Here is a 1,167-nt window from a genome sequence, read left to right on the forward strand (position 1 = left end):
ACGTGATGACTGGAGTTGGGGTTTCCGTGTAATGGGAGCTTTCTACTTCAACACGGGTAATGACGTAACCGTAAATTGGACGCACTTAAATTCTAAAGCGGATTTCAATAACCTCGTCGCTCCATTGGCGATTCCTCCTTCGACTGTGGTGCAAGTTCCTGGGAATTACGAGAGTCGTGATCAGTTTGATCAAGCTAATATCGTGTTGGGTCAACATGTTGATGTAAGCGCCAGAAAGCAAATGCGTTTCTTTGGCGGTTTGCAATATGCAAATATTCAGTCTAATGCGACTAACTACCTAAATACCCCTCTGATTCGCCGTCTATTTGCTTCAACGATTTCTGTATTTGATAATACCGACTTTAAAGGTATTGGTCCTGTTGCAGGAATTGATTACTCTTACGCTTTATTTAAGGGCTTAAGTGTAACTGCTAATGGTACTGGTTCAATCCTGGTTGGAACCTCGCGTTATCATGAAGGTTTTGTGATTGATAATCGTCATGCCATTATTCAGGACGTTTATGCTCGTAAGAAAGCGATTGTTCCAAGCTTGGAAGCAAAACTTGGCTTGAATTATGCGCATGATTTCTGGGAAGGTACTATAAACATTGATGCGGGTTATCAAGCGCTTAACTACTTTAATGCATTGGCTACCCAAGCATTCCAATTACCAAATGCTCCAGTTCACGCAGTGAACTACGGACTCTTTGGTCCATACTTCGGTTTGAAGTATGTAGGTAACGCGTAAGTCATTAAGGGCGTAGCCTGTATACGCAGCGCGTAATACCGATTTCTATGCCAGATTGTTGCCCGTATTAAGACTTTGCCTAATACGGGCAACGAATTTTCTCTCCTAAAAAACATCCTGTCTATTATTTTTTCAATTAAGTTTCAATTTAGCTCTAGTCATCATTTAATTCACAAGATATACTTTCTGGCCCCACCCTGTGTGGATGTAAAAAATAATAAACAGGAGTAGCCGCATGAAGATTAAAAAACTTGTATTGGCTTTAGTCTGTTTTTCATCGCCACTCTATGCGGAAAATGATCAACAGTTGCAACGTGAAATAGAACGTTTACAAGAGCAAACACAACAACTGCAATCACAATTAATTGCTTTACAAAAAAAACTAGTAACTCATAAAACACAACATTCTGCTGCACCCG

The 1,167-nt window shown here is 40.3% G+C and carries 1 protein-coding gene and 1 pseudogene; both read left to right on the forward strand.

Features of this window, described 5'->3' with window-relative positions; translation table 11 throughout:
- A partial coding sequence (locus ACQY7T_RS13275; RefSeq protein WP_428414008.1) for an Lpg1974 family pore-forming outer membrane protein occupies positions 1 to 748 on the forward strand: 748 nt, incomplete at its 5' end.
- Between the two features lie 235 nt (positions 749 to 983).
- Positions 984 to 1,167: pseudogene (locus ACQY7T_RS13280) on the forward strand (hypothetical protein); the annotation flags it as partial.

It is taken from the genome of Legionella sp. (assembly GCF_965140895.1).
Classification (GTDB): Bacteria; Pseudomonadota; Gammaproteobacteria; order Legionellales; family Legionellaceae; genus Legionella.